Source organism: Citrobacter sp. Ce129, from assembly GCF_030334545.1.
Lineage (GTDB): Bacteria > Pseudomonadota > Gammaproteobacteria > Enterobacterales > Enterobacteriaceae > Citrobacter > Citrobacter europaeus.
Map to the genome: position 1 here is coordinate 377,373 of NZ_JAOWDS010000073.1, position 25,314 is coordinate 402,686.

General features: G+C 52.6%; 21 protein-coding genes. 6 read left to right on the plus strand and 15 right to left on the minus strand.

The window, feature by feature from the left end; genetic code table 11:
* Position 1: 1 nt before the first annotated feature.
* The 9 genes from nuoI to lrhA form a co-directional block, all read right to left on the minus strand.
* Positions 2–544, minus strand: a complete 543-nt coding sequence (gene nuoI / locus OGV77_RS21400) for an NADH-quinone oxidoreductase subunit NuoI (protein ID WP_003028062.1) — start codon at positions 542–544, stop codon at positions 2–4.
* Positions 545–558: 14 nt separating this feature from the next.
* Positions 559–1,536: an NADH-quinone oxidoreductase subunit NuoH gene (nuoH, locus tag OGV77_RS21405; protein ID WP_003028063.1), complete on the minus strand. Its 978-nt coding sequence runs from the start codon at positions 1,534–1,536 to the stop codon at positions 559–561.
* Entirely contained in the window at positions 1,533–4,259 is a 2,727-nt protein-coding gene (nuoG, locus tag OGV77_RS21410) for an NADH-quinone oxidoreductase subunit NuoG (protein ID WP_043017956.1), read from the minus strand. The genes nuoH and nuoG overlap by 4 nt, the downstream gene beginning before the upstream one ends.
* An 80-nt stretch (positions 4,260–4,339) precedes the next feature.
* Positions 4,340–5,677, minus strand: coding sequence for an NADH-quinone oxidoreductase subunit NuoF (nuoF, locus tag OGV77_RS21415; protein WP_003834753.1), 1,338 nt, complete (start codon positions 5,675–5,677; stop codon positions 4,340–4,342).
* Positions 5,674–6,174 carry an NADH-quinone oxidoreductase subunit NuoE gene (nuoE, locus tag OGV77_RS21420; protein WP_003028069.1) on the minus strand — a complete coding sequence of 167 codons (501 nt, stop codon included), beginning with the start codon at positions 6,172–6,174 and terminating at the stop codon, positions 5,674–5,676. Before nuoE ends, nuoF begins: the two co-directional genes overlap by 4 nt.
* A 2-nt stretch (positions 6,175–6,176) precedes the next feature.
* Positions 6,177–7,979, minus strand: a complete 1,803-nt coding sequence (gene nuoC / locus OGV77_RS21425) for an NADH-quinone oxidoreductase subunit C/D (protein WP_075145879.1) — start codon at positions 7,977–7,979, stop codon at positions 6,177–6,179.
* An 85-nt stretch (positions 7,980–8,064) separates the two neighbouring features.
* Entirely contained in the window at positions 8,065–8,727 is a 663-nt protein-coding gene (gene nuoB / locus OGV77_RS21430; RefSeq protein WP_003028075.1) for an NADH-quinone oxidoreductase subunit NuoB, read from the minus strand.
* A 15-nt stretch (positions 8,728–8,742) separates the two neighbouring features.
* The gene (gene nuoA, locus OGV77_RS21435) at positions 8,743–9,186 is read right to left on the minus strand and encodes an NADH-quinone oxidoreductase subunit NuoA (protein WP_003028077.1); all 444 of its coding nucleotides are present in this window, start codon (positions 9,184–9,186) and stop codon (positions 8,743–8,745) included.
* A gap of 627 nt (positions 9,187–9,813) precedes the next feature.
* A complete protein-coding gene (gene lrhA, locus OGV77_RS21440; protein WP_043017049.1) occupies positions 9,814–10,752 on the minus strand; it encodes a transcriptional regulator LrhA in 939 nt (312 codons plus the stop codon).
* Between the two features lie 928 nt (positions 10,753–11,680).
* Between lrhA and alaA the strand changes: the two genes are divergently transcribed.
* On the plus strand, positions 11,681–12,898 hold the full coding sequence (gene alaA, locus OGV77_RS21445; protein WP_003028082.1) for an alanine transaminase AlaA: 1,218 nt from the start codon (positions 11,681–11,683) through the stop codon (positions 12,896–12,898).
* 83 nt (positions 12,899–12,981) lie between these two features.
* On the plus strand, positions 12,982–13,581 hold the full coding sequence (gene yfbR / locus OGV77_RS21450; protein WP_003028083.1) for a 5'-deoxynucleotidase: 600 nt from the start codon (positions 12,982–12,984) through the stop codon (positions 13,579–13,581).
* Between the two features lie 63 nt (positions 13,582–13,644).
* Here yfbR and OGV77_RS21455 read toward each other — a convergent pair whose 3' ends face one another.
* From OGV77_RS21455 to yfbV, 4 genes are all read right to left on the minus strand, one after another.
* Entirely contained in the window at positions 13,645–15,477 is a 1,833-nt protein-coding gene (locus OGV77_RS21455) for an SLC13 family permease (RefSeq protein WP_043017051.1), read from the minus strand.
* A 77-nt stretch (positions 15,478–15,554) separates the two neighbouring features.
* Positions 15,555–16,232: a sugar phosphatase gene (locus tag OGV77_RS21460; RefSeq protein ID WP_087051296.1), complete on the minus strand. Its 678-nt coding sequence runs from the start codon at positions 16,230–16,232 to the stop codon at positions 15,555–15,557.
* Entirely contained in the window at positions 16,225–16,719 is a 495-nt protein-coding gene (locus OGV77_RS21465) for a YfbU family protein (RefSeq protein WP_003028086.1), read from the minus strand. The genes OGV77_RS21460 and OGV77_RS21465 overlap by 8 nt, the downstream gene beginning before the upstream one ends.
* An 83-nt stretch (positions 16,720–16,802) precedes the next feature.
* Positions 16,803–17,258, minus strand: a complete 456-nt coding sequence (gene yfbV, locus OGV77_RS21470) for a terminus macrodomain insulation protein YfbV (RefSeq protein ID WP_003028087.1) — start codon at positions 17,256–17,258, stop codon at positions 16,803–16,805.
* A gap of 339 nt (positions 17,259–17,597) precedes the next feature.
* Between yfbV and ackA the strand changes: the two genes are divergently transcribed.
* The 4 genes from ackA to OGV77_RS21490 all read left to right on the plus strand — a co-directional run bounded on the left by ackA (position 17,598) and on the right by OGV77_RS21490 (position 24,061).
* Positions 17,598–18,800, plus strand: a complete 1,203-nt coding sequence (gene ackA / locus OGV77_RS21475) for an acetate kinase (RefSeq protein ID WP_043017052.1) — start codon at positions 17,598–17,600, stop codon at positions 18,798–18,800.
* Between the two features lie 75 nt (positions 18,801–18,875).
* A complete protein-coding gene (gene pta, locus OGV77_RS21480) occupies positions 18,876–21,020 on the plus strand; it encodes a phosphate acetyltransferase (RefSeq protein ID WP_043017053.1) in 2,145 nt (714 codons plus the stop codon).
* A 200-nt stretch (positions 21,021–21,220) separates the two neighbouring features.
* On the plus strand, positions 21,221–22,741 hold the full coding sequence (gene yfcC, locus OGV77_RS21485; RefSeq protein ID WP_043017054.1) for a putative basic amino acid antiporter YfcC: 1,521 nt from the start codon (positions 21,221–21,223) through the stop codon (positions 22,739–22,741).
* Positions 22,742–22,972: 231 nt separating this feature from the next.
* Complete coding sequence (locus OGV77_RS21490) at positions 22,973–24,061, plus strand: fimbrial protein (protein ID WP_087051294.1); 1,089 nt, start codon at positions 22,973–22,975, stop codon at positions 24,059–24,061.
* A 50-nt stretch (positions 24,062–24,111) separates the two neighbouring features.
* Here OGV77_RS21490 and yfcD read toward each other — a convergent pair whose 3' ends face one another.
* Together yfcD and yfcE are read right to left on the minus strand one after the other, a co-directional pair.
* Positions 24,112–24,657 (minus strand): NUDIX hydrolase YfcD, encoded by a 546-nt coding sequence (gene yfcD, locus OGV77_RS21495; RefSeq protein ID WP_087051293.1) that lies wholly within the window; start codon positions 24,655–24,657, stop codon positions 24,112–24,114.
* A 56-nt stretch (positions 24,658–24,713) separates the two neighbouring features.
* The gene (gene yfcE / locus OGV77_RS21500; protein WP_043017057.1) at positions 24,714–25,265 is read right to left on the minus strand and encodes a phosphodiesterase; all 552 of its coding nucleotides are present in this window, start codon (positions 25,263–25,265) and stop codon (positions 24,714–24,716) included.
* Between the last annotated feature and the right edge of the window lie 49 nt (positions 25,266–25,314).

Consider the following 25,314-nt stretch of genomic DNA (forward strand, 5'->3'; position numbering starts at 1 on the left):
CTTACGGTAACAGGCTCTTGACGTCGATAGGCTTGGCTTCGTTCTCTGCTTCGCCCTTATCTTTGCCGTCGATTGCCATACCTGCCATCCGGTAGAAGTTATATTCCGGGTATTTGCCCGGACCGGAGATCAGCAGATCCTCTTTCTCGTAAACCAGGTCCTGGCGCTTGTACTCACCCAGCTCGAAATCTGGAGTCAGCTGAATAGCCGTTGTCGGACAGGCTTCTTCGCACAGGCCGCAGAAAATGCAGCGTGAGAAGTTAATGCGGAAAAACTCCGGATACCAGCGGCCATCTTTGGTCTCTGCTTTTTGCAAAGAGATACAGCCTACCGGACACGCTACCGCACACAGGTTACAGGCAACGCAGCGCTCTTCACCGTCCGGATCGCGGGTCAGAACGATACGACCACGAAAACGGGGCGGTAGATAGACCGGCTCTTCCGGGTACATCTGCGTTTCGCGTTTCGCGAACGCATGCAGGCCGATCATCCAGATACTGCGTACCTGGGTGCCGAAACCTACGAACAATTCTTTTAAGGTCATGGTCTTTGTGTCCCTTATTGCGCCTGCCACAGAATGACAGCCGCCGTTACCAGCAAGTTGACGAGCGTCAGCGGCAGACAGACTTTCCAGCCGAAGGACATTACCTGGTCATAACGCGGACGCGGTAACGACGCACGAATCAAAATGAACATCATCATGAAGAACGCGGTTTTCAGCGCGAACCAGACGAATGGCGGTAAGAACGGGCCATGCCAGCCACCGAAGAACAGGGTAACCATCAGTGCAGAAATGGTGACGATACCGATGTACTCACCCACGAAGAACAGACCGAATTTCATACCGGAATATTCAATGTGGTAACCGTCGGCCAGTTCCTGCTCGGCTTCTGGCTGGTCGAACGGATGACGGTGACACACCGCCACGCCCGCGATGGCAAAGGTGACAAAACCAAAGAACTGCGGAATTACGTTCCAGATATCAGCCTGGTTGTTGACGATGTCGGTCATGTTAAATGAGCCGGCCTGCGCCACCACGCCCATCAGGGAAAGTCCGAGGAACACTTCGTAGCTCAGCGTTTGCGCAGACGCACGCATCGCACCGAGCAGGGAGTATTTGTTGTTACTGGACCAGCCGGCGAACAGTACCGCGTATACCGCGAGACCTGCCATCATCAGGAAGAACAGGATCCCGATGTTCAGGTCAGCGACCACCCAGTTCGGACTCACCGGCACGATGGCGAAAGCCAGCAGCAGCGAGGTGAAGGCGATCATTGGTGCCAGGGTAAAGATGACGCGATCCGAGAATTTCGGGATCCAGTCTTCTTTAAAGAACATCTTGATCATGTCCGCAACCAGCTGGAGCGAACCGCCCCAGCCAACACGGTTCGGTCCGTAACGGTTCTGGAACAGACCCAGCAGACGACGTTCGCCAAAGCTCATGAATGCCCCGCAGGTGACCACCACCAGCAGGATCACGACCGCTTTGAGAATGCTCAGCAGGATCTCAATCAGATCGGGTGTAATCCAACTCATTGTTGTGCCTCCTGCAGATCCTCAAGACGCGCACCTGCCAGTACCGGCGCGATGCCAGGCATACCCATCGGCAAACCAACCTGCCCTGCCGCTAATCCTTCAGCGATTTCAACCGGCAGCGTAACCGTGTTGCCATCGTAGCTGAAAGAAACGCGCGTACCGGCATTAACCCCCAACTTCGCGGCATCAGCCGGATTGAGTTTAATGTACGGCTGCGGCATACGGGTCTGGAAGACCGGCGCACGTTGTGACATTTCGTCGCTACCAAACAGATGGTAGTAAGGCGCGATACGCCACTGACCATCCTGAGCCTGGAAGCTCGCCGGAACGGTAGTGAAGTAATCCATCCCATCCGCAGAAGCTTCGATCAGACGCACGCCTGGGTCGCCATGACGCAGTTTACCGCCCACTTCATCCTGGAACTTATTCCACGCCTGTGGGGAGTTCCAGCCTGGTGCCCAGGCAAACGGAATTTGTGAACGCGGCGCAGACGGTTGGTTGTTCCCTTCCATCGAGAAAGCGAACATGGTGTCTTTGTCCTGCGGCTGGCGCGGTTCGTGTACGCTGATGTTGGCGCGCATTGCGGTACGACCGCTGTAGCGGTGCGGTTCACGTGCCAGTTTCTGTCCACGAATACGGAAGGTCGCATCCGGCGCGGCATCTTTAATACCCGCCAGTTGCGGCAGCTTCTCAACGACCGCGTCGATGACGTGGTCAAGCTGCGTCCAGTCCACTTCACGGCTCTGCACGGTGCTGTGCAGCGAGTGCAGCCAGCGCCAGCTTTCCAGCATGACGGTGTTGCTGTCGTAGTAGGACGGGTCGTAGACCTGGAAGAAGCGTTGGGCGCGGCCTTCGTTGTTAATCACCGTACCATCGCTTTCGGCGAAGCTCGCGGCGGAAAGCACCAGATGGGCGTTTTCCATAATTGCCGTACGCTGATGATCAACGACCAGTACCAGTGGCGCTTTCGCCAGCGCGGCGTTCACACGTGTAGCTGAAGCATGGCGATGCAGGTCATTTTCCAGCACCACAACGGCGTCAGCACGACCTGTTTCCAGCTCGGTCAGCGCATCCTCAAGGGAACCACCGCCAATCATACCCAGGCCCATGCTGTTAACAGAGCGAGCAATCATGGTGATGCCGACATCAGCGCCCCGACCTTTCAGCGCCTTCGCCACGTTGGCAGCCGCCTGAATCACCTCGGCGCTACCGGCGTTGGTGCCGGAAATAATCAGTGGTTTCTTAGCACCGGCCAAGGCCTGAACGATAACGTCAATTTTGTTCTGCAGGTCACGATCGATACCGTCAACCGCCGGGGCGTTGTTATCCAGCGCGTGGGCGATAGCGAAACCTAAACGCGCCTGATCTTCAACCGGCGCACGGTAGGTCCATGCGGCGATATCATCCAGACGGGTGTTATCGACGTTGGTGACGAACAGCGGATGCTTGGCGCGCTGGCCGATGTTGAGGATGGCCGCAATCTGCCAGTCGGCCACTTTCTGCGCCGCCGCCATTTCGCGTGCTTTACCTTTCACCGCCTGACGCACTGCCAGCGCAACGCGCGCGCCGGTCTGGGTGACATCTTCGCCCAGCACCAGAACCGCATCGTAGGATTCGATTTCGCGCAGTGCCGGAGTATGAATACCGCCGTCACGCAGTACGCTCAGCGCCAGCTGCAGACGTTCCTGCTCGCCCTGGGCGATACCGGTATAGAAGTTATCCGCACCGACCAGTTCGCGCAGTGCGAAGTTGCTTTCAACGCTGGCGCGCGGGGAGCCGATACCAATCACTTTCTTCGACTGACGCAGAATATCTGCCGCGCCCTGCATCGCCTGTTCGGCGTTCAGCGTGATCAGGTCATCGCCACGACGCTGTACCGGCTGACGCGGACGGTCTTTCAGGTTCACGTAACCATAGCCAAAACGACCACGGTCGCAGAGGAAGTAATGGTTAACGGTACCGTTATAACGGTTTTCGATACGACGCAGTTCACCGTAGCGCTCGCCCGGGCTGGTGTTACAGCCGATGGAACACTGCTGGCAGATGCTCGGCGCAAACTGCATGTCCCATTTACGGTTATAACGCTCGGAGTGCGTTTTATCGGTGAAGACGCCGGTCGGACAAATTTCGACCAGGTTGCCGGAGAATTCGCTTTCGAGCGTACCGTCTTCCGGACGACCGAAGTAGACGTTGTCATGTGCGCCATAGACGCCCAGATCCGCGCCATCGGCGTAATCTTTGTAGTAACGTACGCAGCGATAGCAGGCGATGCAGCGGTTCATTTCATGAGAGATGAACGGCCCCAGGTCCTGGTTGCGGTGCGTACGCTTCGTGAAGCGGTAGCGACGGAAGCTATGACCGGTCATGACGGTCATATCCTGAAGGTGGCAGTTACCGCCCTCTTCACAAACCGGACAGTCGTGCGGGTGGTTAGTCATCAACCACTCCACTACGCTTTCGCGGAACTGCTTCGCTTCTTCGTCATCAATAGAAATAAAGGTGCCTTCGGTGGCCGGTGTCATACAAGACATCACCAGGCGACCACGCGTGTCTTCCGCGTTTTGATATTGCTTCACCGCACACTGGCGGCAAGCACCGACGCTTCCCAGCGCCGGGTGCCAGCAAAAGTACGGAATATCAAGGCCGAGAGACAGACAAGCTTCCAGCAGGTTGTCCGCTCCGTTGACCTCATATTCTTTGCCGTCTACATGAATCGTAGCCATAGTCAGCATGCTTCCAGTTGGCTCGGTCGTAACCGAGCGTTAATCGAATTACTTATCGCGATGCAGGGGTTAACCTGCAATTACCAGCGCTCTTTCAGCAGGTTCGGCTGAATACCACCAATCTGATGGGTATTGCTGAAGGACTGCTTGATGCCAGCTTCGAATTCTTCGCGGAAATATTTAATGGCGCTCTGCAGCGGTTCCACCGCACCCGGTGCGTGTGCACAGAAGGTTTTACCCGGGCCGAGGAAACGACACAGTTGCTCAAGTGTCTCGATATCCCCTGGCTGGCCTTCGCCACGCTCCAGCGCGCGCAGAATTTTCACACTCCACGGCAGACCGTCACGGCACGGCGTACACCAGCCGCAGGACTCGCGGGCAAAGAACTCTTCAAGGTTACGCACCAGTGGAACCATGCCGATCTCGTGATCGACGGCCATTGCCAGCGCGGTACCCAGACGGCTGCCTGCTTTACCGATGCTTTCGAATTCCATTGGCAGGTCAAGGTGCGCCTCGGTCAGGAAGTCAGTACCCGCGCCGCCAGGCTGCCAGGCTTTAAACTTCAGGCCATCGCGCATGCCGCCCGCGTAATCTTCGAGGATCTCACGCGCGGTAGTACCGAAAGGCAGTTCCCACAGGCCAGGATTCTTCACACGACCGGAGAAGCCCATCAGCTTGGTGCCTGCGTCTTTGCTCTTCGAAATGTTCTGGTACCACTCCACGCCGTTCGCGAGGATAGCCGGTACGTTACACAGGGTTTCAACGTTGTTTACGCAGGTCGGCTTACCCCATGCGCCAGAGCTTGCCGGGAACGGCGGCTTGGAACGCGGGTTAGCACGGCGACCTTCGAGGGAGTTAATCAGCGCGGTTTCTTCACCGCAGATATAACGCCCTGCCCCGGTGTGGACAAACAGTTCGAAGTCAAAACCGGTGCCCATGATGTTTTTGCCAAGCAGACCGGCTTCGGTCGCTTCGGCGATCGCGCGACGCAGATGCACGGCCGCTTCGATATATTCACCGCGCAGGAAGATGTAACCACGGTACGCTTTCAGCGCAAACGCGGAGATCAGCATGCCTTCCACCAGCAGGTGCGGCAGCTGCTCCATCAGCAGACGGTCCTTATAGGTGCCCGGTTCCATTTCATCGGCGTTACACAGCAGGTAACGGATGTTCATGGATTCGTCTTTCGGCATCAGGCTCCACTTCAGACCGGTGGAAAAGCCCGCGCCGCCGCGCCCTTTCAGGCCAGCGTCTTTTACCTGATTAACGATTTCATCCGGTGACAGCCCGGTCAGGGCCTTTCGCGCACCTTCGTAGCCGTTCTTGCTACGGTATTCGTCCAGCCATACCGGCTGTTTGTCATCACGCAGACGCCAGGTCAGCGGATGCGTTTCGGGAGTACGGATAATGTCTTTCATTTATACCGCTCCAGCAGTTCGGGAATGCCTTCCGGGGTCAGGTGAGCGTGAGTATCCTCATCGATCATCATGTTTGGCCCTTTATCGCAGTTCCCCAGGCAACAGGTTGGCAGCAGCGTAAAACGACCGTCAAAGGTCGTCTGCCCCGGCTTGATGTTGAGTTTTTTCTCAAGCGCAGCCTGGATCCCCTGGTAGCCGTTGATATGGCACACCACGCTGTCGCAGTAGCGGATCACGTGGCGACCTACCGGCTGGCGGAAGATCTGGCTATAGAACGTGGCAACACCTTCTACGTCGCTTGCCGGGATACCCAGCACATCCGCGATCGCATAGATCGCGCCATCCGGCACCCAGCCACGCTGTTTCTGAACGATTTTCAGCGCTTCAATGGACGCCGCACGCGGGTCTTCGTAGTGGTGCTTCTCGTGCTCAATCGCTTCACGCTCAGCCGCACTCAGCTCAAAAGCCTCGGTTTGTGGTTGTTGATTCTCGTGCATAATTAGCGGTCCACATCTGACATAACAAAATCGATACTACCCAGATGGACGATCAGGTCGGACACCAGGCTGCCACGTACCGCTACCGGGATCTGCTGCAGGTGTGCATAGCTCGGGGTACGGATACGGGTACGATAACTCATGGTGCTGCCATCGCTGGTCAGGTAGTAACTGTTGATACCCTTGGTCGCTTCCACCATCTGGAAGGACTCGTTTGCCGGCATAACCGGTCCCCACGAAACCTGCAGGAAGTGGGTGATCAGGGTTTCGATATGTTGCAGCGTGCGCTCTTTCGGCGGCGGCGTCGTCAGCGGATGATCCGCTTTGAACGGGCCTTCCGGCATGTTATTGAGGCACTGCTCAAGGATGCGCAGACTCTGGCGCAGCTCTTCAACTTTCAGCATCACGCGGGTATAGCAGTCGGACACACCGCCGCCAACCGGAACTTCAAAGTCAAAGTTTTCGTAGCCAGAGTACGGACGCGCTTTACGCACGTCGAAATCAATACCAGTCGCGCGCAACGCAGCACCGGTACAACCCCAGTCCAGCGCTTCTTTCTTGCCGTAAGCGGCAACGCCCTGCGAACGGCCTTTCAGGATGGTGTTACGCAGCGCCGCTTTCTCGTAGGAATCCAGACGTTTTGGCATCCAGTCGAGGAAGTCACGCAGCAGCTTGTCCCAACCGCGCGGCAGATCGTGCGCCACGCCGCCGATACGGAACCAGGCCGGGTGCATACGGAAACCGGTGATCGCTTCCACGACGTCATAGATTTTCTGACGGTCGGTAAAGGCGAAGAATACCGGAGTCATTGCGCCGACGTCCTGAATGAACGTGGAGATATACAGCAGGTGGCTGTTGATACGGAACAGTTCAGACAACATCACGCGAATCACGTTAACGCGATCCGGCGTGGTGATACCAGCCAGTTTCTCAACGGCCAGTACATAAGGCATTTCGTTAACGCAGCCGCCGAGGTACTCGATACGGTCAGTGTACGGAATATAGCTGTGCCAGGACTGACGTTCACCCATCTTTTCAGCGCCACGGTGGTGGTAGCCGATGTCAGGCACGCAGTCGACGATTTCTTCGCCATCAAGCTGCAGCACAATACGGAATGCACCGTGAGAAGACGGGTGGTTAGGACCGAGGTTGAGGAACATGAAGTCCTCGTTTTCGGTACTACGCTTCATGCCCCAGTCTTCTGGTTTGAAGGTCAGCGCTTCCATTTCCAGATCCTGCTTGGCTTTGGTCAGCTCAAACGGATCGAATTCGGTCGCACGCGCCGGGTAGTCTTTACGCAGCGGATGACCTTCCCATGTAGACGGCATCAGCAGACGCGTCAGGTGCGGGTGGCCTTCGATATCGATGCCAAACATTTCCCAGGTTTCACGCTCATACCAGTTGGCGTTCGGGAACAGTTTGGTGAAAGTCGGTACGCGCAGATCGTTTTCAGACAATGCCACCTTGAGCATGATATCGCGATTGCGTTCAATGGAGATCAGGTGATAGAAAACGGAAAAATCCGCGGCGGGTAACCCTTCGCGGTGCGTACGCAGACGTTCGTCCATGCCGTGTAAGTCAAACAGCATGACGTAAGGTTTCGGCAGTCTCTTTAAGAAATCGCCAACTTCCAGTAGTTGTTCACGCTTGACCCAAACAACGGGTACCCCGGTGCGAGTCGCCTGAACGGTAAAGGCATCCGGCCCAAAACGGTTGCGCAGTTCGCCAATGACCGGGTCATCAAGGTGATCCCGTGTTTGCCATGCGGCGTCTTGCGCGGTTAAGTCGGTCATATTGTTCACCATTGCAAATGGTCCGTGGTGGTCGGCAGTGCTTCGCGCTATTTATGTAGTGATAAGCGAAGGAAGTGCTGCTGCCGACAGGCGCAAATTAAATCTCGTCTGGTGTACGAAGATTCGTTACAGCGATACGTTCGCCGCGTTTACGCTCGCGTTCTGACTGCATATTGGCGCGATAAACGCCCTGATCGCCAACCACCCAGGAGAGCGGACGGCGTTCTTTGCCAATCGAATCTTGCAGCAGCATCAGAGCCTGCATATACGCTTCCGGACGCGGCGGACATCCCGGGATGTACACATCAACCGGAATAAATTTATCAACGCCCTGCACCACAGAATAGATGTCGTACATACCGCCGGAGTTGGCGCATGCGCCCATGGAGATAACCCATTTCGGTTCCAGCATCTGATCGTAGAGGCGCTGAATAACCGGTGCCATTTTGGTAAAGCAGGTTCCGGCTACCACCATCAGGTCAGCCTGACGCGGCGATGCACGCAGTACTTCCGCACCAAAACGGGCCACATCGTGCACGGCGGTAAACGAGGTCACCATCTCAACGTAGCAGCAGGAAAGGCCAAAGTTATATGGCCAAATTGAGTTTTTACGGCCCCAGTTAACCATGTCATGCAGCTTGCCCATGAACACGTTTTTGTTAACTTCTTGCTCCAGGGGGTCGGTTACGATCTCCTGTTTTTGCAGGGGGTAACGGTCGTTCTCACCGTTAGGATCTATGCGGGTGAGCGTATAATCCATCTTAATGCCTCGCGGTTAGCGTTGACGATTAGCGATACTGTTCGTTTCCGGGTTCATACGCTCGCGGCGTGAACGCGCGGGCGTCCAGTCCAGCGCGCCAATACGCACCAGATAAACCAGACCTGCCAGTAACACAAAAATAAAAATTGCAGCTTCCACAAAGCCAATCCAGCCGCTTTCACGGATAGAAGTTGACCATGCGAACAGATACAGCGCTTCAACGTCGAAGATAACGAAGAACATGGCTACCAGATAAAACTTGGCAGACAGGCGCAAGCGGGCGGTGCCGACCGAGTCGATACCTGATTCAAACGGCACGTTTTTAGATCTCGCGCGCGCGCGACCACCTAAAAACCAGCCGCCGACGAGCATCAGGCAGCACAGGCCAATGGCAACAATAAGAAAGATAGCGAATGCCCAGTGATGAGCGATGATTTCAGTGGATGTTGACATACTCATTGCTTACTCATCAAAAGTAGCGCCAAATTCTCTGCTCTTTTCGGCAGATGAACGCCACATCGATTCATGGGGAGGAATAAAAAAAACCTTACAATCACTGTGAAAAACCATTTTATACAGCTAATTGATGGGGTTTTTTACTCCTTTCTATAACCTTTTGTCAACTTTAACAAAAGTTTCCTCACATTATTTTACACCAATCCAACTTCATTAACATAAAGTGCTATTTAGACCAATTTCGATCGCATCATCGGTCATTTTTAACGTTGTTGAATCGTGTCCGTAGTGAAGTAAAAAAGATAATACTCGTCTATTTTGACAGGAATTCACCCAGATGCCTCCCCCTAAATGGGAGTATTTTCTTGATCTGTGACACGCTTTTGTTAATTCACCATAAAAAACAGCAACAATTTCTCTAGTTTTTTAACATGGAAACAATTAGCAATGCTGCTGATTATTTTTTAGTCTAACATCAGGCCATTTTTTTACCTTCTGATTTTGTTAAGTTTTAGTATAGCAAATGACATAAAGCGGCAATATTTGCATAAAAAAAGAGCCGCTGGATGTTCTTTCAGCATCAGCGGCTCTTTTTTACACTTACATTTTAAAACTGTTTTTTGTGACGGGTTACTCAAAGTCGCCTTCAACAATCAGCGAGTCATCTCCCCCTTCAGGGGTAAACTGATTGTATTGCCAAGGATTTTGATACGTTTGCATCGACTTAAAGATAACGTCTGCCAGCTCATTTTGCGTGGACGGATCGCAGCACAACAGATACTCAGTATCAGGCAATGGCGGCAATCCGTCGGCGGCACCCAGGACGCGCAAATCCGGACTCATCATTTCGACAGGACGCGCAGTGACGCCGAGCCCTGCTTTTACCGCCGCACGAACCGCGGGTAATGTTGAAGCGACATATGCCAGACGCCATGGGATCTGTGCGGCGTTTAATGTCGCCAGCACGATATCGCGAAACGGACTCGGATCGTCCAGCAGAACCAACGGTACCGGCTCACCCTTTTGCAGAATATATTCGGCAGCGCAGTACCAGTGTGTTGGCGAGGTACGCAGATTCAGACATTCAAAATCGCCTGGTCGGTTGGTGGTAACCACCAAATCCACTTCTTGCGACTTCAGCATATCCACCATATAAGCGTTACGCTTGACTCTCACATCCAGCGCAAGCTTCGGATAAACCGAACTTATACGGTTGAGCAGGAAAGGCAGTATGGTATCGGCGGATTCATCAGAAGCACCGATAGTTAACACTCCCTGAAGATTATTAAACATTAATGATGAGCATGCCTCATCATTAAAACGCAGTATTTTTCTGGCGTAACCCAACAGTTGTATACCATGTTCGGTCAGTAGCTTGTTGCGTCCATGGCGTGCGAACAACTCTTTCCCCACGAGTTGCTCAAGACGCTGCATTTGCTGACTCACCGCAGACTGAGTTCGACATACCGCAGCTGCCGCAGCCGCAAAGGTATTCAGGTCGGCAACAGCAACGAAGGTTCTCAGCAGATCGAGGTCGAGGTTAATTATCGGACGATTTGCATTTATCATAGTTTTTCACTTACTCGCGGGTCATACCGGGTTAATGCTGTGCATTTGGAATCAAACAACTCCATTTGTAATGTGCCTCCCTCGCAGTTTCGCTTAGTGTAACCAAGTGAAAATAAGGATGTATTTGGTTTAACAAACGAAACAATTCTCTTTCTGAGCTATTTTAATACCCGTGATATTCATCGGAATATAGCAACGAGAAAGAGCCGGATTTTTAGCTGCTGGATGATTCTGACTTATGGAAAACATGTAAATTTTGTAAATTTAAAAAAAAGTTAACGAACAATAATTTACACATTAAGAACTATCTTTTCAGTATGTTAGGAACAACCAACCAACATTTGAATTATCTTAAAATTCAGACTACTTACCATTTCATGGGACTTATCTTAACCTAAAACCACTATATTTATAAGTGTTATCGTGAATAATTCCAGGCAAATTCGTGTTATGTCCTGGCAGCAGTTTCCCTATTATTAGCCCACTCAATTTGATGACATTTAAATATTAAATAATAATTAATTAAGAATCCCTCAATTCATTAATTATGCTTAACAATGGATTTACACCGTATCACGGACGGATCAGACCGATAACAACCCCCGCAGCTAAAACCTCAGTATTTTCGAATTGCCTCATCCAGCTTAGACGTCGGTGACATTTCGCTTTACAACCTTAACTTTTTTTGACCAGACAAATCACCACAACCAAACCTTCATAGCAAATCATATAACTAATAAAATACAGTTAACCAGATTATTATTCTATGATAATTGCATCATTTAGTTGTTAACAGTTAATTATAACTTCATGGCTTTTCAAAATGTTCTACTAAAGACCCTTCAAAACTCACCGCCGTGGGAGTACATTGTGCTGGGCTGACTTCCATGGCAGGGAGTGGCATTCACAGCTAAAAAGGTCAACGTTCATGTCCCCCATTGAAAAATCCAGCAAATTAGAAAACGTCTGTTATGACATTCGCGGCCCGGTTCTGAAGGAAGCAAAGCGCCTGGAAGAAGAAGGCAATAAAGTTCTGAAACTGAACATCGGCAACCCGGCGCCATTCGGGTTTGAAGCGCCAGATGAAATTCTGGTGGATGTGATCCGCAATTTGCCAACAGCGCAAGGATATTGCGACTCAAAAGGTCTTTATTCCGCCCGTAAAGCGATTATGCAGCATTACCAGGCCCGTGGTATGCGCGACGTCACCGTGGAAGATATTTATATCGGTAACGGCGTTTCTGAATTAATTGTGCAGGCTATGCAGGCATTGCTGAATAGCGGGGACGAAATGCTGGTTCCTGCCCCTGATTATCCACTGTGGACGGCGGCGGTTTCGCTCTCCGGCGGTAATGCCGTTCACTACCTGTGTGACGAATCATCAGACTGGTTCCCGGACCTCGATGATATCCGCGCCAAAATTACACCGCGTACCCGCGGGATCGTCATCATCAACCCAAACAACCCAACCGGCGCTGTTTATTCTAAAGAGCTGCTGATGGAGATTGTTGAGATTGCTCGCCAGAACAACCTCATCATCTTTGCGGATGAGATTTACGACAAAATTCTCTACGATGACGCTGAACACCACTCCATCGCGGCAATGGCTCCGGACCTGCTGACCATCACCTTCAACGGCCTGTCAAAAACCTATCGCGTCGCTGGTTTCCGTCAGGGCTGGATGGTGCTGAACGGACCGAAAAAACATGCCAAAGGGTATATTGAAGGTCTTGAGATGCTGGCCTCTATGCGCTTATGTGCCAACGTTCCGGCGCAACATGCTATTCAGACCGCGCTGGGCGGATACCAGAGCATCAGCGAATTCATCATGCCTGGTGGGCGTCTGTATGAACAACGCAACCGTGCATGGGAACTGCTCAATGACATTCCCGGCGTCTCTTGCGTAAAACCGCGCGGCGCACTGTATATGTTCCCGAAAATTGATGCTAAACGCTTCAACATTCATGACGACCAGAAGATGGTGCTCGACTTCCTGCTGCAGGAGAAAGTTCTGCTGGTGCAGGGGACGGCGTTCAACTGGCCGTGGCCGGATCATTTCCGCATCGTTACGCTGCCGCGAATTGATGATATCGAAATGTCGTTGAGTAAATTTGAGCGTTTCCTGTCGGGTTATCGCCAGCTGTAACCCCGCAAAGTGCTACCGGGTTTGCATCCGGTAGCACTCTCTGCGCAAAATACCGTTACTGAAGTCACTGAGTAAGGGTCGTTATGAAGCAGAGCCACTTTTTTGCCCACCTCTCCCGTCTGAAACTCATTAATCGCTGGCCGCTGATGCGCAATGTGCGCACCGAAAACGTGTCCGAACACAGTCTGCAGGTTGCCATGGTTGCTCATGCGCTGGCCGCGATCAAAAACCGTAAATTTGGTGGTCAGGTGAATGCTGAGCGTATTGCCCTACTGGCGATGTATCACGATGCGTCAGAGGTGTTGACCGGCGATCTCCCTACCCCGGTGAAATACTTCAACTCGCAGATTGCCCAGGAATATAAAGCGATAGAGAAAATTGCCCAGCAAAAGCTGGTCGATATGGTTCCTGATGAACTGCGCGATATTTTTGCGCCGCTCATTGATGAACATGCCTTGAGTGAAGAAGAGAGATCGATTGTTAAACAGGCCGATGCCCTGTGCGCATATCTGAAGTGTCTGGAGGAACTCTCCGCCGGTAACAACGAGTTTCTGCTGGCTAAAACGCGTCTGGAAAAAACGCTGGAATCGCGACGCAGCGAGGAGATGGACTACTTTATGGACGTATTCGTCCCGAGCTTTCACCTCTCATTAGATGAAATAAGCCAGGATTCACCATTGTAAGTTTGCACCGACATTACCTTTATATGCCGGACAGGATGTTAGCCTCCATCCGGCATATAAAAATCAAAACGGGAACAGCATCGGGATCATCACCACGCACACCACCATCACAATGATGGTAAACGGCACGCCAATCTTCACAAAATCGCTAAAACTGTAGTTGCCAGGCCCGAGCACCAGCGTGTTTACCGGCGAAGAAACCGGCGTCATAAAGGCCGCGGATGCCGCCATCGCAATCACCATCGCAAAAGGATAAGGCGAAACACCCATCGACTTTGCTGCCGCCAGCGCGATTGGCGCCATCAGCACCGCCGTCGCGGTGTTGGAGATAAATAACCCGATGGTCGCGCACAGCACGAACAGGCAGCCCAGCATCATATACGGACCATACCCACCGCCGACGTCCATCAGCCCTTTCACCACCAGATCGACACCGCCGGTTTTTTGTAAGGCCAGCGCGAAGGGCATCATCCCGACAATCAAAATAATGCTCGGCCAGTGAATCGCTTTATAGGCGCTTTCGGCATCGATACAACGAAATTTCCCCATCAGCAGACAGGCGATGATCGCGGCAACCGTATTGGGAATTTCATCAGTGAGCATCAGGGCGACCATCAGCACCAGGCAGAAAATCGCATGCGGCGCCTGGCTGTGCGCCGGAGAAGCTTCACTGACTTCCACGGGCATATTCAGCACCACAAAATCGCGCCCTTTTTGTCCAAGCAGCGTGATAAGCTTCCAGTTTCCCACCACTAAAATGATATCGCCCATCAACAGCGGCTCATCAACCACCGCTCCGGCCAGCGCTGTACCATCACGCTTCAGCCCAACGACATTCAGCCCGTAACGCGTACGAAAAGCGATTTCCCGTACCGTTTTGCCGATCAATTCCGACTCAGGGATCAGAGAGATTTCGGCCATCCCCACGTCAAGCGCCTGCTCGGAGAAGTATTCGCCGCGCAGTACCATCGGCTCCAGCAGTTGCTCACTGCAAAACTCTCGCAGATCGACATCCGCTGCAGACATATCAATCAGCAGTACGTCACGGGCGCGAAACTCAGAAACCCCGTTTACGTCAACGATCACGCGACGAAAACGACGCCAGCGCTCCACGCCAATCACGTTTGCCCCGTAGCGCTCACGCAGTTTCAGGTCGTCCAGACGCTGGCCTATCATAGGAGAACCCGGACGAATCGCCAGGCGACGCGCGCGCCCGGTCAGGCGATATTCTTTAATCAGATCGCGAAAGGTCCGGCGTTTCCAGCCGTCTCCCGGCTGGCCGGAATCTTCCCCCTTGAGCATAAAGCGCATCAGCAGCATATAAATTATGCCGAGCACCAGAACTACCAGCCCCATCGGGGTAACGCTAAAAAAACTGAAACCGTTAAGTCCTTCGCGCAACAATTCACTGTTGACGACCAGGTTGGGCGGCGTCGCCACCAGCGTCATCATGCCGCTGATTAGTCCTGCAAAACTCAGTGGCATCATCAGGCGTGAAGGGGAAATTTCCATGCGCATGGAAACGCTTAGGACCACCGGAATAAAGATGGCGACCACGCCGGTCGAACTCATAAACGCACCAAGCCCGGCGACGGTAATCATCAGCAACACCAGCATTTTGACTTCACTGCTGCCAGCCACCTTCACCAGCCAGGCTCCCATTACCGTCGCCACCCCAGTACGCACCAGGCCATCGCCAATAATGAATAAAGCCGCTATCAAAATAACGTTAGGATCGCTGAATCCGGAAAAGGCTTCTGTGATGCTCAATGTTCCGCTGAGAACAAAGGCAATAATGACCAGCAAAGCGACCGCATCCATACGCACTCTGCCAGTTGCAAACAAAACGACGGCAATCGCCAGCAATGAGAGAACCCATATCAATTCACCGTTCACAACATATCCTTGTTAAATGAGAGGGATGAGTCGATTCTGCCATAAAAAAGCCCCAACAATCTGGGGCTAAATCATGATCAGGTATTTCTTACCACGACCACATTTCCGTTGGGTTGTTTGGTCACAGAAATATGTTCCAGACTGGTCAGCGAAAAATCGACCTCATCCAGACGCGGCGTATCCGCAGGCGCGTTGACCGCTATCACATGACACCCTGCTGCCAGTCCTGAGAGCACTCCGGCAGGCGCATCTTCCACCACCGCGCATTCCTGTGGCGCAAGACCCAGAAGCTGCGCGCCGAGCAGATAGGCGTCTGGCTCTGGCTTCCCTCTTTTTACCCGCTCGGCGGTGACAAACACTTCAGGAGCAGGAAGCCCCGCGACACGGTGGCGCGCCCGCGCGACTGGCATAGATCCAGAGGTCACAATCGCCCATGGAATACCCGCTTTATTGAGGTGGTTGAGTAAATCAACCGCCCCCGGCAGCGCGGTGATCCCAGCGGTTTCCGTCGCTTCGATCTGCTCCAGGCGGGTGAATTCCGCGGCGATCTCAGCCTCAGATTTTCCCACCATAAAGTGTCGCAGGGAGGTAATGGCCTGCTTGCCATGAATAAAGCCGAGCACCTCGGCATGATCGAGGCCAAAACGATCGGCCCAGTTGCACCACGCGCGTTCTACCGCGGGTAAGGAATCGACCAGTGTCCCATCCAGATCAAACAGAAAACCTTTGCACTGCACGCTCGCCCCCTCAGGCATTAATGATTTGGTTAATTTCATTCGCGCTCAGGTGATACTGGCGCGGGCAAGAGTGCCAGACATTCAGCATACGCTGATATTTTTCCCACATCGGGGTCTGGGCGTTGAAGCCATGCGTACCCGCATCGAAGTGGGTATAACGACCTTCCACATTGACCATAAAACGAACGTACCCGAGGAAACGGGCTTCCGTTGCGGCGTCAAAACCGAGGAAGGTCACGCGACGCTCATCAATGGCCTGCGCGTCTTTAAGGTTAGTCCAGGACACATGTAATGCGTGATACATCTCCATAATATCGATAATCGTACGACAGGTTTCTTCCGTCAGCTCACCAAACTCACGATCCAGCTCGCGCATCTGCAAGCCGTAACCGCGTTCAATAATCGTCTGCAAACGACGATAACGCTCGGCGTTAGTGGGATCGAGCATAGTCATCATTTTGTACTGATTCGACAAAATCAGACGTTGAGCGTTGGTCATTTCCATTTGGGACTCCTGTATCACTGCTACTGCGATGAAAAAAAAGAAGGCATCTTGTGCCTTCTTTTATATGCGTAATCAGGGGTCAATTACAAATCATCGAGGAAAGTTTTATCCAGTTGTTTGAAGGCGCGCTTAAGCGTGTCAGCCAGCGCCTGGTAATCAGGCTTTCCTTCTACCGGAGAGAGCGCCTGCCCGGCCTCTTGCAATTTACCCCGAACTTCGTAGAACCAGTTGAGTATTGAAGGAGGCAGCGGCGTTACAGAACGTTTACCCAGCCACCACATGCCCTGCATCGGCAGGCTGAGCGCAAACAGCGCAGTCGCCACGGCCGGTCCCAACTGCCCGCCGAGCGCAATTTGCCAGCATAAGGTGAAGACAGCGATGGGTGGCATAAAACGGATTGCATAACGCGTCATGCGAATCACGCGGTTCTCAACAAACACGGGCGCGAGGCGCTTTTCCATTGGCCACGTCTTCGCATAGTGCTGCCCCCGGCGAAACAAGCTAAAAAAATTGACGGAACGATTATCCGGTGTCGACATGGCGGTTACCTCAACTTCACATATAAAAATTAAAAAATTTGTGCAAAACAACAACTACAAGGGACATCGTTCAAAACATTTTGTCTTTGATACCCACATTCAGGTATCCTGTGCCGGCCTGTAAGGCCTTTAGTCCAAAATCATTGAGTCGTCAAATTGGCATATAGTATGCCATTGCCTGAAAAATACGCAAAATGACATAGACTCAAAGGTATTTATTCCATCGTGCCCAAAAAGACAATGGCGCATGATGTTAATCATAAACGTCGGTGTCATCATGCGCTACGCTCTATGACTCCCTGACGTTTTTTTAGCCACGTATCATAAATAGGTACTTCCATGTCGAGTAAGTTAGTACTGGTTCTGAACTGCGGTAGCTCCTCACTGAAATTTGCCATCATCGATGCAGTAAACGGTGAAGAATACCTCTCTGGTTTAGCCGAATGTTTCCATCTCCCAGAAGCACGTATCAAGTGGAAAATGGACGGCGGTAAACAAGAAGCGGCTTTAGGTGCAGGCGCCGCTCACAGTGAAGCGCTGAACTTTATCGTTAACACTATTCTGGCACAAAAACCAGAATTGTCCGCGCAATTGACCGCTATTGGTCACCGTATCGTACACGGCGGCGAGAAGTACACCAGCTCCGTGGTTATCGATGATTCTGTTATCCAGGGCATCAAAGATTCCGCCTCTTTCGCACCGCTGCATAACCCGGCTCACCTGATCGGTATCGCAGAAGCGCTGAAATCCTTCCCGAATCTGAAAGACAAAAACGTAGCTGTATTCGACACCGCGTTCCATCAGACTATGCCGGAAGAGTCTTACCTCTATGCTCTGCCGTACAGCCTGTACAAAGAACACGGCGTTCGTCGTTACGGCGCGCACGGTACCAGCCACTTCTTCGTCACTCAGGAAGCGGCAAAAGTGCTGAACAAACCGGTTGATGAGCTGAACATCATCACTTGCCACCTGGGCAACGGCGGTTCTGTATCTGCTATCCGTAACGGTAAATGTGTTGATACCTCCATGGGTCTGACCCCGCTGGAAGGTCTGGTGATGGGTACGCGTTCCGGTGACATCGACCCGGCGATCATCTTCCACCTGCACGATACCCTGGGCATGAGCGTTGACCAGATCAACAAAATGCTGACCAAAGAGTCCGGCCTGCTGGGTCTGACCGAAGTCACCAGCGACTGCCGTTATGTTGAAGATAACTACGCCACTAAAGAAGACGCTAAACGTGCAATGGACGTTTACTGCCACCGTCTGGCGAAATACATCGGTGCTTACACCGCGCTGATGGATGGTCGTCTGGATGCCGTTGTCTTCACCGGTGGTATCGGTGAAAACGCAGCGATGGTTCGTGAACTGTCTCTGGGCAAACTGGGCGTTCTGGGCTTTGACGTTGACCACGAACGTAACCTGGCCGCACGTTTCGGCAAATCTGGTTTCATCAACAAAGAAGGTACCCGTCCTGCGCTGGTTATCCCAACCAACGAAGAACTGGTTATCGCGCAAGACGCGAGCCGCCTGACTGCCTGATTTCACACCGCCAGCCTAGCTGGCGGTGCTGTTTTGTAACCCGTCTAAATTGGCGGTAACGAAAGAGGATAAACCGTGTCCCGTATTATTATGCTGATCCCTACCGGAACCAGCGTCGGTCTGACCAGCGTCAGCCTTGGCGTGATCCGCGCAATGGAACGCAAAGGCGTTCGTCTGAGCGTCTTCAAGCCGATCGCTCAACCGCGTGCCGGTGGCGATGCGCCAGACCAGACTACCAGCATCGTCCGTGCTAACTCTTCTCTGCCAGCCGCTGAGCCGCTGAAGATGAGCCACGTTGAGTCTCTGCTGTCCAGCAATCAGAAAGATGTGCTGATGGAAGAGATCATCGCGAACTACCACGCGAACACCAAAGACGCTGAAGTTGTACTGGTTGAAGGCCTGGTCCCAACCCGTAAACATCAGTTCGCACAGTCTCTGAACTACGAAATCGCGAAAACGCTGAACGCGGAAATCGTCTTCGTGATGTCTCAGGGCACCGATACCCCGGAACAGCTGAACGAGCGTATTGAACTGACTCGCAGCAGCTTCGGCGGCGCGAAAAACACCAACATCACCGGCGTAATCGTTAACAAACTGAACGCACCGGTTGATGAGCAGGGCCGTACTCGCCCGGATCTGTCCGAGATTTTCGACGACTCTTCCAAAGCGAAAGTGATCAAAGTTGATCCGGCCAAACTGCAAGAATCCAGCCCGCTGCCGGTTCTGGGCGCGGTGCCATGGAGCTTCGATCTGATTGCTACTCGTGCAATCGATATGGCGCGTCACCTGAACGCCACCATCGTTAACGAAGGCGATATCAATACCCGTCGCGTGAAGTCTGTGACTTTCTGCGCACGTAGCATCCCGCACATGCTGGAGCACTTCCGCGCAGGCTCCCTGCTGGTAACTTCCGCAGATCGTCCTGACGTGCTGGTTGCAGCATGCCTGGCGGCCATGAACGGCGTGGAAATCGGCGCCCTGCTGCTGACTGGCGGCTATGAAATGGACGCGCGCATCACTAAGCTGTGCGAACGTGCATTTGAAACCGGCCTGCCGGTATTCATGGTGAATACCAACACCTGGCAGACCTCTCTGAGCCTGCAGAGCTTCAACCTGGAAGTTCCGGTTGACGATCACGAGCGCATTGAGAAAGTTCAGGAATACGTTGCTAACTACATCAACGCTGACTGGATTGAATCCCTGACCGCGACCTCTGAGCGCAGCCGTCGTCTGTCTCCGCCGGCGTTCCGTTATCAGTTGACTGAGCTGGCACGTAAAGCCGGCAAGCGCGTTGTTCTGCCTGAAGGCGACGAACCGCGTACCGTTAAAGCGGCGGCTATCTGTGCCGAACGTGGTATCGCAACCTGCGTACTGCTGGGTAACCCGGATGAGATCACTCGCGTTGCGGCCTCTCAGGGTGTTGAACTGGGCGCTGGCGTAGAAATCGTTGATCCAGATGTGGTTCGCGAAAGCTACGTTGCTCGTCTGGTCGAACTGCGTAAAAACAAAGGTATGACCGAAACCGTTGCCCGCGAACAGCTGGAAGACAACGTGGTTCTCGGTACCCTGATGCTGGAGCAGGACGACGTTGACGGCCTGGTTTCTGGTGCTGTTCACACTACCGCGAACACCATCCGTCCGCCGCTGCAGCTGATCAAAACTGCGCCGGGTAGCTCCCTGGTGTCTTCCGTGTTCTTCATGCTGCTGCCGGAACAGGTTTACGTTTACGGCGACTGCGCGATCAACCCGGATCCGACTGCAGAGCAACTGGCAGAAATCGCGATTCAGTCCGCAGAATCCGCCATTGCCTTCGGTATCGAACCGCGCGTAGCGATGCTCTCCTACTCCACCGGCACCTCTGGTGCAGGTAGCGACGTAGAGAAAGTGCGTGAAGCGACTCGTCTGGCGCAGGAAAAACGTCCTGACCTGATGATCGATGGTCCGCTGCAGTATGACGCCGCTGTTATGGCTGACGTAGCAAAATCCAAAGCACCGAACTCTCCGGTTGCAGGTCGCGCTACCGTGTTCATCTTCCCGGATCTGAACACCGGTAACACCACCTACAAAGCGGTACAGCGTTCTGCCGACCTGATCTCCATCGGGCCGATGCTGCAGGGTATGCGCAAGCCGGTGAACGACCTGTCTCGTGGCGCGCTGGTAGACGATATCGTCTACACCATCGCTCTGACCGCGATCCAGTCTTCCCAACAGCAGCAGTAATCTGCCGGGTGTGCCGGATGTCTTATCCGGCAACACCTGTGCTTATCAAACCGGAAATAGATGATATTTCCGGTTTTTTTATCTCTGTTTTTCCCTGTGGCATATTCTGAAACATTTGTCAGGATGCGCTGCATCAATGAATAACTATTCTCCTGTTTGCATACTTACTCTCTTTTGCATTGCAACAGGGATAGTCTTTCATGTCAGCAGTAACAGAATCACAGCCAGCCAGAAAATGGGCGATGCCCGATACGCTGGTGATTATTTTTTTCGTCGCCATTTTAACCAGTCTGGCGACATGGGTTGTTCCCGTCGGGATGTTCGACAGTCAGGAAGTACAGTATCAGGTTGATGGACAAACCAAAACCCGTAAGGTGGTCGACCCCCACTCTTTTCGAATTCTGACCAACGACGCGGGTGAAGAGCAGTATCACCGGGTGCAATTTTTCACCACCGGTGATGAACGCCCGGGCCTGATGAATTTTCCATTTGAAGGGTTAACCTCCGGATCGAAATTCGGCACCGCCGTCGGCATTATTATGTTTATGCTGGTGATTGGCGGCGCATTCGGCATCGTTATGCGTACCGGAACCATCGATAACGGCATCCTGGCGCTGATCCGCCATACGCGCGGGAACGAAGTCCTGTTTATCCCGGTGCTGTTTATTCTTTTCTCCTTAGGTGGCGCAGTGTTTGGCATGGGGGAAGAGGCCGTCGCCTTTGCCATTATCATTGCTCCGCTGATGGTGCGCCTGGGTTACGACAGTATCACCACCGTTCTGGTTACCTATATCGCGACTCAGATTGGCTTTGCCAGCTCGTGGATGAACCCGTTCTGCGTGGTGGTCGCGCAGGGTATTGCGGGCGTGCCGGTGCTCTCTGGTTCCGGTCTGCGCATCGTGGTGTGGATCATTGCCACGATGATTGGCCTGACCTTCACGCTGGCCTACGCGGCGCGCATCAAAAAGAATCCGCTATTGTCCCGGGTTCATGAGTCCGACCGCTTCTTTCGCGAGCAGCAGGACGAGGTTGTGGAACGACGCTTCACGCTGGGCGACTGGCTGGTGCTGCTGGTGCTGACAGCGGTGATGATTTGGGTGGTCTGGGGCGTTATCGTCAACGCGTGGTTTATTCCGGAAATCGCCAGCCAGTTCTTCACCATGGGGCTGGTGATTGGCATTATCGGCGTGGTCTTTCGGCTCAACGGCATGACGGTCAACGTCATGGCCTCCTCGTTTACCGAGGGGGCGCGCATGATGATTGCCCCTGCCCTGCTGGTCGGTTTTGCTAAAGGCATATTACTGCTGGTCGGCAACGGTGAGGCGGGCGAAGCCAGCGTGCTAAACACCCTGCTAAACAGCATTGCCAACGGCATTAGCGGGCTGGATAACGCCATCGCGGCGTGGTTTATGCTGCTGTTCCAGGCGGTATTTAATTTCTTTGTGACTTCCGGCTCTGGTCAGGCCGCGTTGACCATGCCGTTATTAGCGCCATTGGGCGATCTGGTTGGCGTAAACCGTCAGGTCACCGTGCTGGCCTTCCAGTTTGGCGACGGTTTCAGTCATATTATCTATCCAACGTCAGCATCGCTGATGGCAACGTTAGGCGTTTGCCGGGTGGATTTTCGAAACTGGCTGAAGGTTGGCGCCACGCTGTTGGGACTGCTGTTTATTATGTCCAGCGTGGTGGTGATCGGCGCACAGATAATGGGCTACCATTAATTTAATCTTTATATATTTAATATCGGAAGCATTCATCACGCTTCCGATATTTATCATTACTTAATAAAAAAACTTCGCTAATAACATTATAAAATACAACCATCAATATATATTAAATTAAAGTATTCACAAAAATTATATTTATAAAATCATAAAATAAGACTTCATCAATAGATTTTTGAAAAACCGCCATGTTACCCTGCTTCCTCAATTCACTCTTATAAAAACATCATGACGCGAAATACATTTATTATGCTAATGCTGCTTATTGCCCCCTTACGTGCGGTATGGGCAGCAGGTTGTACGTTTATGATTGGCAATACTTCCGACCAAAATGCTACTGTCAATGCAGATATTGGCATCGCTGCCAGCGGGCAAAGTTATTTACCCAATACCGCCGACGTCCTGGTAAAAACCAATAACACCGGAATTTCCTACTGGGGAAAAAACGAAAACAAACAAAGCTCTAAAGTCATTTTTACCCGCGTCGACAATACCACTTTCCCGATGGACCCTAACAACAATAAAGGTGCACTGGTAGACAAATCTATTCCCGGTCTCTACTTTACGCTTGCCGCGAATTTAACGCCGCCTGCTGGCTACTGGACCGGCTGGGAAAAAATGCCCATCTACATGTCCAATGACAGCAGCGTAAACCAAACTGACCCACAGTTCATATGGGGTTGTGCAAACAACTCAAGCGCACAGTGGCTGATGAATGCCACCGCGACCTTTACGCTGACATTCTATACCACCGCCGAGTTCGATCCGGCCCAGGCAGCCGGCAAGCAGGTATTTGCCACCCGGCAAAAAGTAGGCGAAGTGGCCAACAGTACCGGGGCCGGAGGACAAATCGATGTCTATTTAAACGGACCGGTCACCATTACTACCGCCGGATGCGGCGCATTTAAAGCAGATGAAGTCGTCAACTTAGGTGAAACAACACTGGATGATTTATATGCCTGGGACACTGTTAATGAAACGCGATTTTCAATAAAGCTGCAAAACTGCTACGGCAACCCGAGTCTGGTGATAAATCTTTCCAGCAACCAGGTAAAAGATAATAAGCTGGTCAATACCAGCGGCAGCGCCAAGGGTGTTGGCGTGGGATTAGGTTATATACTGACATCTGGCGGAGCAGATTACCTTTCTGGCTTAGATTTGACGAAAGCAGTGACGCTTGACTCCCGGTATTTAAATTATGACGCGTCGGGCAACGGAACATTAAATCTATCTGCCCACCTTGCGATTATCGAAAGAAGCGCCTTAACCGGAGGAACGGTTAATATTCCGACGGTCATCACCCTGACTCATCCGTAATAAACATCGCTACCGCAACAAATTTTAGCATTGCGGTAGCGGTTAACGTCTTATTCCGTTTCTTCTTCTTTCAGCGATTCATTCTTGGCGTTGCGGGTCATCCACAGCGCCAGGGCTTTCAGTGAGTCTGGCGTGAACTCGTCGCAGCGCGCGGTAATTTCTTCCGGCGTCAGCCAGCAAACTTCACTCACTTCTTCTTCCTGAAGCGCAAACGGCCCGTGGGAGACGCAGCTAAACAGTCCGCCCCATACGCGACAGTTCTGGTCTTCAAAATAAAACTGCCCATGCTCGGCAAACGGTACGCCCGCAATGCCCAGTTCCTCTTCCGCTTCACGGCGGGCAGATTCTAGCATTTGCTCATCCGACTGAACGACGCCACCCGCGGTGGCATCCAGCATGCCGGGCAAAAAATCTTTTGTCTCAGTGCGACGCTGAACCAGAATTTTGCCCATACCATCGTGCACAACGATATACGTCGCACGATGGCGTAAGCGTTGCGCCCGCATTTGTTCCCGGCTGGATTGTGCAATGACTTCGTTGTCTTCATTCACAATATCCACCCATTCCGTACTTGCCAAACGACGCTGTTCCACCATCAGGAAACCTTCTTTTTTCTGGCGCTCTTACGGCGCGTTTATGTTTGTGGGGTAAATTACGGATTAATCTCGACCTGTGCAATAACACTTTGATCATTGAGTGCCATTACGCTGAGAACATTATCATCCAGAATCCCGTAACTTGCCGCAAAGCCCCCTTTCGGGATGCTTACCGAGCCGGGATTGAAGTGGTAAACATCCCCCTGCCGCTCGGCGACCGGCAGATGAGTATGCCCGTAAACCAGCACATCTCCTGCGTTGAGCGCCGGCATATTTTGCGGACCAAAAAGATGCCCATGCGTCAAAAAGAGCCGCTGATTTTCGGTCAGAATTTGCTGCCACGGCGCGGTCATCGGAAAATGCAGGAGCATCTGATCCACTTCGCTGTCGCAGTTGCCACGCACCGCGATAATTCGCGCGGCCTGCTCATTCAGCCGCTCTGCAACCTGCGCTGGCGCATAGCCCTGGGGTAGCGCATTACGCGGCCCATGGTTTAAAACATCACCCAATATCACCAGCCATTGCGCACCGCTTGCGCTAAACAGTTCGAGTACGCGTTCCGTGGCTGGCAACGAACCATGAATGTCCGATGCGAACATCAGTTTCATCACTCACTCCTCGTTGAAAATTACCTTGTAATGATACTGGATTACGCCC